This is a genomic window from Scytonema sp. HK-05 (assembly GCF_963872035.1).
Lineage (GTDB): Bacteria > Cyanobacteriota > Cyanobacteriia > Cyanobacteriales > Nostocaceae > Kalymmatonema.
Genome location: NZ_CAWMYC010000058.1, coordinates 1 through 8194, shown reverse-complemented (window position 1 = coordinate 8194; position 8194 = coordinate 1). Strand labels below are relative to the sequence as shown.

Genomic DNA, 8194 nt, shown 5'->3' with positions numbered 1-8194 from the left:
GGGGGTGAGGTTCCGGCTGTATGAGAACCAAGTAACAACCACTATAAATTTCACCAAAGGACGAATGATACAGGACAAAGGACAAATGGGAATCCAAACATTAGACATATCGCCCCTAGGCAGAGTCGAGGGCGATTTAGATGTCCGAGTGGAAATAGAAGATGGGCAAGTCGTAAACGCTTGGACACATGCCGAACTCTTCCGAGGATTTGAAGTTATCCTGCGCGGTAAAGACCCGCAGGCAGGATTAATTGTCACACCTCGTGTCTGCGGTATTTGCGGTGCTTCCCACCTCACCAGTGCAGCTTGGGCATTAGATACCGCTTGGGGAACAGAAGTTCCGCGTAATGCGATTTTGGCAAGAAACTTAGGTCAAATTGTCGAGTCAATTCAAAGCATACCCCGCTACTTTTACGGTTTATATGCAATTGATTTGACCAATAAAAAGTATCGGTACAGCCCTTTTTACCAAGAAGCATGCAGACGCTTTGCTGCGTTTACTGGCAAATCTTACGAACTTGGCATCACAATTTCTGCCAAACCAGTAGAAATTTACGCCCTATTTGGCGGTCAATGGCCCCATTCTAGCTACATGGTTCCTGGTGGCGTGATGTGTTCCCCCACTTTAACAGACGTGACTCGCGCTTGGTCGATTCTGGAATACTTCCGCACCAATTGGTTAGAACCGGTGTGGTTGGGTTGTTCTTTAGAACGCTACGAAGAAATCAAAACTTATGAAGACTTTATGGTGTGGTTGGACGAAAACCCAAGTCATGCCAATTCTGATTTAGGTTTTTATTGGCGCATGGGTTTAGATATTGGTTTGGATAAATATGGTGCTGGTGTAGGTAAATATGTCAGTTGGGGATATTTACCTCATGAAGCAAAATACCAAAAGCCGACAATTGAAGGGCGAAATTCTGCCTTGATTATGAAGAGTGGAGTGTATGACAGCTTCACCGACACTCACAGTTTGATGGATCAGGCTTTTGTCCGCGAAAATACAACTCACTCTTGGTATGAGGAACTGACAGAGGACATTCACCCGTACGATCGCACGACCAAACCAGCCCAGAACAATGCCAAAGACTTCACAGGGCGATACTCTTGGTCAACAGCAGTGCGTCACAAAGAACTCGGACGCTTGGAAGCAGGACCACTCGCACGTCAGTTAGTGGCGGGTGGTAAACATGGAGAATCTTGGCAACACTTCGATGGGTTTATACTGGATGCCTTCAGACAAATGGGTGGGGCAAGTATCCATCTGCGGCAATTAGCACGAGTTCACGAAATTGTCAAGTTGTATCGCCAAGCAGAACGCTGCTTGCGCGAATTCCACCTGAATGACCCCTGGTATATCAAACCCAAAGAAAAAGATGGACGCGGTTGGGGTGCAACCGAAGCATCGCGGGGTTCCCTGTGTCACTGGCTAGAGATTGAAGGCGGTAAGATTAAGAATTACCAGATTATGGCTCCCAGTACCTGGAATATTGGACCGCGTGATGCGGAAGGAATACGTGGACCTATTGAAGAAGCTTTAGTTGGGACACCCATTTACGACTCAACTGATCCAGTAGAAGTGGGTCATGTAGCGCGATCGTTTGACTCTTGTTTGGTTTGCACCGTTCACGCCCATGATGCAAAGACGGGTGAGGAATTGGCGCGTTTTCGTACAGCCTAACACCAATTCTTTTGATCGCTGGGACATATTGAGAGCCTCCCTTGCCTTGTTCCCAGTCTCTGGCTGGGAATACCATTGGGAGGCTCTGCCTCCCTTACTTGCGTTACTAGCCGCTTAAACCGCATTTCCAGGTAGAACCTGGAAACGAGATTTTAGAAGAGTTTCAGCTTAAGTTGACACCAATGGCATCTGGTCCCCCCAGTTTATAGGACGGGCTAGAAGCCCATCCCACAAAAAAAGTTGGATATTTTTAATTTGGAAGTCCCTTTACGCACCACCTCATCAAATTTGCCTCAACCGACAGGTACAGCGTAGGGTACTAAGCGCCAGAGTACGGCACCACCTCATCAAATTTGCGTCAACGCACAGATAAAATCTTCAGATACTCAGTAGCCACCCAGCCCTCAGAAGAAACCCATTGGTTGGATTTAACCTTAATCCAACGAAACCCGTCATTATCTTTGCCTTCGCCGTATACGGAGACTCTTGACCCATTGGGAATCTTACCAAGTTCACGAGCACTCGTGTCCGGTTGTTCCCGAACATTCAAACCACTTGTAGCATTGATAACGATGACCTCTGCAACAGATCCACCAGATGTTTCTGGCTGGATATCTACATGGTTTTTAAAGACATACCAAGTGTCGTACTGAGGACATCCAGCATTTCCGACTTTATCAAACAGAGTCACTCTGTAGTGGTCTGTGTCTGCGTCTGCTTTATCCCTAACTCTAAATGTCTTCCCATTGCTAATATTATACTTTTCACAAAGTCCAAGCTGACTTGAGTCCTTGAGACTCTGTTTGAAATTCGTTCCACTTGAGTATGTGACTTTTAATATGTATGCCATTGACGCATCTCCTTGTTGGATTTTGAACACCAATTAAATGTTAGTGTTTTTTTCAAAACAAGCACACTGAGAGTATAAAGAGCGTTTCAGTGTTTGATGTCAATTCCGTTGGTAACAAGCGCGCCCCGTAAAGCAGATTGCTAATCTTACCTTTGCCATCTCCTGTCAGCCGGAGACTTTTCCTGACAATACCCGCGCTGAGGATACGGCAACCCGAAATCCAAGATGGCATCCTTGTCGAACAGCCGAACCTTGTCACGATCGCCAGCACGGCAGAGTTTGGCCACGAACCCGCGAAAATAAATTAGGATTTACGCACTTTACAAATAAACGATTGTGTGAATCATGTAGTGCCACTTCCGTGCGGTTCTGCAAGATAGCATTTCTCACGCTTAGTGCAATACATCAAGAAATAAAAACCACAGATGGACACTCATGGAACACGAGATTTATTTGTACTTCATTTAAACGAGAACCGCTATAGTCAGATTGAGCAAGAATTTCCCATTTCTATCTCACTCGTGCATAAGTTGATTTTGCTTGCACTTAATTAAAGAAGGGCAGCAAATAAGTTTGACTTACATAATCAGATATTAAATGAGTAACACCCATGTCAAAACCATTTTAATTCTGACAGCAAATCCGACAAGTACCTCAAGGCTGCGACTTGATGAAGAGGTACGGGAAATTGATGAAGGATTGCGACGCGCTAACAAACGAGAAGAATTCAACTTAGAGCAAAAATGGGCGGTACGTCAGCGTGACTTTTACCGCGCCATGTTAGATTATCAGCCGCAAATTGTTCACTTTTGCGGACATGGTGCTGGGGAAGATGGTATTGTTTTAAATGATGAGATGGGACAGCCTGCATTAATCTCCGCAGATGCACTGGGGAGTATGTTTAAGCTGTTTGCCACCAAGGGAGTTGAATGTGTCCTTTTGAATGCTTGTTACTCACTCGTGCAAGCAGAAGCAATTAGCCAACACGTAAACTATGTGATTGGCATGAATTCGACAGTAGGGGATCAAGCAGCCATTGCATTTGCTGTAGCGTTTTATGATGCGATCGGCGCAGGGCAAGAGGTGGAGTTTGCCTATGCTCTTGGTCGTTCTCAAATGATTAGTTTTTCGGAACAGCAAACTCCGGTACTGAGAAAAAAACAGTCAATTATCCCCATAGCACCCCAAACAGAAGTTATTCCTCCCAACCCATATCAAGGATTGTCTGCATTTGGAGAAGAAGATGCAGCATTCTTTTTTGGACGAGAGACGTTTGTGAATGGCTTAGTGCAAGCAACTCACCAAGAGCCGTTGGTAGCAGTGATTGGTCCGAGTGGGAGTGGCAAGTCTTCTGTGGTGTTTGCCGGACTGATTCCACAGCTACGAGGTGAAGGAAATTGGCTGATTGAATCTTTCCGTCCTAGTCATCAACCATTTTATCAGCTGGCTTCTGCATTGGTGCGTCAATTAGAACCAGAAATTGGTGAAACTGAGAAATTGCGATCAGCGACTGGACTAGCAGTAGATATACAGCAGGGTAAAGTGACTTTGCAGCAGGTGGTGTCTCGCATTATAGAACGTAACTCAGATAAACGTCTTCTGCTGGTTGCCGATCAATTTGAGGAACTTTACACCCTTTGCCAGGTGAAGGAAGAACAGGAACGCTTTGCTGATACTTTGTTGGCGGTGATTCAAGAGGGAAATCTCACACTGATATTAACTTTACGGGCTGACTTTTTGGACGATATGCTTTCCTATCGCCCACTTCGGGATGTATTGCAACAATTTACACCTCAGTTCCTGAGTTCCATGAAGCGAGAGGAACTACAAGCAGCAATTGAGCTACCTGCCAAAAAGCTGGAAGTACAGTTAGATTCTCATTTAACACAACGCATTCTCGATGATGTGGGGCAAGAGCCTGGTAATTTGCCATTATTAGAATTTGCACTGACGCGACTATGGGAGAAGCAGCAAAACCGGGTGTTAACTCACCAAGCCTACGATGAAATTGGCGGTGTCAAAAAAGCTATAGCTAATCATGCGGAGCAAGTGTATCAAAAACTCAATGAGGCTCAGCAACAACAAGCACAGCGAATTTTTTTACAATTAGTGCATCCAGGAGAGGGAACGCAAGATACTCGCCGCATCGCTACCCGTGCACAAGTTGGGGAAAATAACTGGGGATTGGTGATTTATTTAGCAGGATATCAAGCCCGGTTGGTAGTGACCAGACGTAATGAACTGGATGATACCGTAGAGGTGGTGCATGAAGCACTAATTCGGGAATGGGGAACCCTGCGCGAGTGGATAAATGCCAACCGTCAGTTTCGCACTTGGCAAGAACGGTTAAAGGTTGCAATGCTGGAGTGGAAAAATAGCAATCATGACTCTGGGGCGTTGTTGCGAGGTGTGCCGTTAACTGTAGCAGAAGATTGGTTGCAAAAACGCTCAGATGAAATGACGCAGGAGGAGCGAGACTTTATTCAGGCTAGCGCAAGTCAACGGGATCGGGAGAAACAAGAACGCGATCGCCAGAGGCAAAGGACAATTATCGCACTCGGTAGCTTTTCTGCGGTAGCTCTAATTTTAGCAGGCGTCGCTGGCGTGGGCTGGAGGAGTGCCGCAATCAGAGAAATTACTTCTCTTAGTACTACTTCAGATGCGCTGCTGAACTCAGATGGGCGCAAAGCCCTGAAAGCCAGTTTAAAAGCTGTTGTGAAAATGCAACATATACCCTTGGTAGATGCTGATACCCGCACACAGGTAGAACTGACATTACTGAATACAGTTGACAATGTCGCAGCCCCAAACACCTTAGGAGGACACGCAAAAGCTGTTACTGGCGTCAGCTTCAGCCCGGATGGTAAGATGCTGGCAACTGCAAGTGCTGACAACACGGTGAAACTGTGGGATACCGCCACAGGTAAAGAAATTAAAACCCTCTCTGGGCATACAGATAGAGTTTGGGACGTCAGCTTCAGCCCGGATGGTAAGATGCTGGCAACTGCAAGTGCTGACAATACGGTGAAACTGTGGGATACCGCCACAGGTAAAGAAATCAAAACCCTTACTGGGCATAAAAACGCGGTTTATGGTGTCAGCTTCAGCCCGAATGGCAAAATGCTGGCTTCAGCAAGTTATGACAATACGGTGAAACTGTGGGAAACTGCCACTGGTAAAGAAATTAAAACCCTCTCTGGGCATACAAACACGGTTTTTGGCGTCAGCTTCAGCCCGGATGGCAAGATGCTGGCAACTGCAAGTGCTGACAATACGGTGAAACTGTGGAATCCCGCCACAGGTCAAGAAATACAAACCTTCTCTGGGCATACGAACTGGGTTAATGGCGTCAACTTCAGCCCAGATGGCAAAATGCTAGCAACGGCAAGTAGGGATAAGACAGTGAAACTGTGGGAGACTGCCACAGGTAAAGAAATTAAAACCTTCTCTGGGCATACGAACGCGGTTAAGGGCGTCAGCTTCAGCCCGGATGGCAAGATGCTGGCAACGGCAAGTAGGGATAAGACAGTGAAACTGTGGGAAACTGCCACAGGTAAAGAAATTAAAACCTTCTCTGGGCATACGAACTGGGTTAATGGCGTCAGCTTCAGCCCAGATGGCAAAATGCTAGCTTCAACAAGCGGTGACAAGACAGTGAAACTGTGGAAAACCGCTACAGGCAAAGAAATGAAAACCTTCTCTGGGCATACAAACACGGTTTGGGACGTCAGCTTCAGCCCGGATAGCAAGATGCTGGCAACGGCAAGTAATGACAACACGGTGAAACTGTGGAATACCGACACAGGCAAAGAAATGAAAACCCTTACTGGGCATAAAAACGCGGTTTATGGCGTCAGCTTCAGCCCGGATGGCAAGATGCTAGCAACGGCAAGTAGGGACAATATGGTGAAACTGTGGAATACCAACACAGGGAAAGAAATGAAAACCCTTACTGGGCATACGAACTGGGTTAATGGCGTCAGCTTCAGCCCGGATGGCAAGATGCTGGCAACGGCAAGTAGGGATAATACGGTGAAACTGTGGAATACCGACACAGGCAAAGAAATGAAAACCCTTACTGGGCATACAAACAGAGTTTGGGGCGTCAGCTTCAGTCCGGATGGCAAAATGCTGGCAACGGCAAGTTGGGACAATACGGTGAAACTGTGGGAGACCGCCACAGCTAAAGAAATGAAAACCCTTACTGGGCATACGGGCACGGTTTATGGCGTCAGCTTCAGCCCGGATGGTAAGATGCTGGCAACGGCAAGTAATGACAAGACGGTGAAACTGTGGGAGACTGCCACAGTTAAAGAAATGAAAACCCTTACTGGGCATACGAACGATGTTTATGGCGTCAGCTTCAGCCCGGATGGCAAGATGCTGGCAACGGCAAGTAGGGACAACACTGTGAAACTGTGGGATACAGTCACAGGCAAAGAAATGAAAACCCTGACTGGGCATACAAACTGGGTCTGGGGCGTCAGCTTCAGCCCGGATGGTAAAATGCTGGCAACTGCAAGTGGTGACAACACGGTGAGACTATGGAGATGGAATTTTGATTATTTACGCAGGGAAGGGTGTGCGTTCATGCGTGATTATTTCAAAACTAACCGCAATGATGCCGATGCTGAAATTGGCAAAATGTGCAATGGTCGCGTACCAAATCGGTAAGAAACTTGCTTTTCGGTATCCCTTGGTATGGCGTAATGAATGCGATGCTCCGTTCGCGCAGCGTGTCCGAAGGACTCAGGGAGCCACCAAAGGCGATCGCCCATCACTCACAATAGACATCTGCGACAACTAATTTCAAACCCTTGCACAGCCTGGGTTAATGTTTACGGCAATTTTCAGGTAAATAGACCACAGTGATTAAACCAGCCAAAGCTATCATCTTCTGTAATGCAATGACGTATATACTCAGCTTTCTGGCGTAAGTCCTATAAATTACGAGTCGATGCCTATTGGCGATCGCAGTTGATGGCGCGCAGGCGCTCTCAAAAGTTGCTACAGAAAAACCTGATATTATGTTGATGGATATGATCTTGCCCATCATCGATGGTTGGGAAGCAACTCGCCGGATCAAGGCAAATCCTGAAACTAAGGATATTCAAGTGATTCCCCTAACCGCTTATGCAATGGTAGGTGATGCTACAAAGTGCCCAACCTAGGCGATGGCGCAAAGCGTCCGCTTCGCGATGCTCCTGCAGGGAGCCGCGTCTTGCGCGATCGCGAAAAAGCTTTGGCAGCAGGGTGCGATGCATACGACACAAAACCAATCAAGATGCGGCGTCTGTTGGGGAAAATTAAAAATTTGATGGAAAAATAAAAATCCTACGGTTAGAAAATTTGGGATTGCACGAAGTACTAATTCAAGTTTCGTCTTGTAGAGCCGATCAGATGGGCGATCGCACTCAAGGCAGAGAAAAGTCCTGTTGATAGCCCAATTGGGTGGCGCAAATGCTGATTTTGTAATTGCCCAACTTGCTCAAGAGAAAATTCTTCTTTAATCTCAGAAACAGCCTCAGCGATCTGCTGTTGTAACTCATGAGGTTTTGGGATTAAATTAAAATCGTTTTTCATAGGAGATGCCTAAGAATTACTATGATTGACACTCCCTGCCCTAAAAGGACAGGGATTCTTTCATCGCGGGGAGCGCAACC

Annotated in this window: 8 protein-coding genes; 6 read left to right on the top strand and 2 right to left on the bottom strand. The window is 46.6% G+C overall.

Translation table 11 applies throughout. The features are described 5' to 3' along the window. The first annotated feature begins 85 nt into the window (after positions 1-85). Entirely contained in the window at positions 86-1681 is a 1596-nt protein-coding gene (locus AACT52_RS09390) for a nickel-dependent hydrogenase large subunit (protein WP_073636563.1), read from the top strand. 358 nt (positions 1682-2039) lie between these two features. Here the strand turns inward: AACT52_RS09390 and AACT52_RS09385 are convergent, their stop codons facing one another. After that, on the bottom strand, positions 2040-2531 hold the full coding sequence (locus AACT52_RS09385) for an SH3 domain-containing protein (protein ID WP_073636562.1): 492 nt from the start codon (positions 2529-2531) through the stop codon (positions 2040-2042). Between the two features lie 137 nt (positions 2532-2668). On the opposite strand from AACT52_RS09385, the gene AACT52_RS09380 reads away from it, so the two are divergent. From AACT52_RS09380 to AACT52_RS09360, 5 genes are all read left to right on the top strand, one after another. Continuing rightward, a complete protein-coding gene (locus AACT52_RS09380) occupies positions 2669-2839 on the top strand; it encodes a hypothetical protein (RefSeq protein WP_158055033.1) in 171 nt (56 codons plus the stop codon). 289 nt (positions 2840-3128) lie between these two features. Continuing rightward, complete coding sequence (locus AACT52_RS09375) at positions 3129-7205, top strand: nSTAND1 domain-containing NTPase (RefSeq protein WP_073636561.1); 4077 nt, start codon at positions 3129-3131, stop codon at positions 7203-7205. Next, positions 7183-7338: a hypothetical protein gene (locus AACT52_RS09370; protein ID WP_158055031.1), complete on the top strand. Its 156-nt coding sequence runs from the start codon at positions 7183-7185 to the stop codon at positions 7336-7338. The genes AACT52_RS09375 and AACT52_RS09370 overlap by 23 nt, the downstream gene beginning before the upstream one ends. A gap of 157 nt (positions 7339-7495) precedes the next feature. Next, positions 7496-7702, top strand: coding sequence for a response regulator (locus AACT52_RS09365; RefSeq protein WP_073636560.1), 207 nt, complete (start codon positions 7496-7498; stop codon positions 7700-7702). Continuing rightward, positions 7690-7860, top strand: coding sequence for a hypothetical protein (locus AACT52_RS09360; RefSeq protein ID WP_198941127.1), 171 nt, complete (start codon positions 7690-7692; stop codon positions 7858-7860). The genes AACT52_RS09365 and AACT52_RS09360 overlap by 13 nt, the downstream gene beginning before the upstream one ends. Before the next feature lie 38 nt (positions 7861-7898). Here the strand turns inward: AACT52_RS09360 and AACT52_RS09355 are convergent, their stop codons facing one another. Beyond that, on the bottom strand, positions 7899-8114 hold the full coding sequence (locus AACT52_RS09355) for a hypothetical protein (protein WP_073636559.1): 216 nt from the start codon (positions 8112-8114) through the stop codon (positions 7899-7901). Between the last annotated feature and the right edge of the window lie 80 nt (positions 8115-8194).

Excerpts from the sequence above, each read along its gene's own strand:
- AACT52_RS09390 (WP_073636563.1), top strand. The coding sequence starts at position 86 with ATGGGAATCCAAACATTAGACATATCGCCCCTAGGCAGAGTCGAGGGC.
- AACT52_RS09385 (WP_073636562.1), bottom strand. The coding sequence starts at position 2,531 with ATGGCATACATATTAAAAGTCACATACTCAAGTGGAACGAATTTCAAA.
- AACT52_RS09375 (WP_073636561.1), top strand. The coding sequence starts at position 3,129 with ATGAGTAACACCCATGTCAAAACCATTTTAATTCTGACAGCAAATCCG.
- AACT52_RS09370 (WP_158055031.1), top strand. The coding sequence starts at position 7,183 with ATGGTCGCGTACCAAATCGGTAAGAAACTTGCTTTTCGGTATCCCTTG.
- AACT52_RS09355 (WP_073636559.1), bottom strand. The coding sequence starts at position 8,114 with ATGAAAAACGATTTTAATTTAATCCCAAAACCTCATGAGTTACAACAG.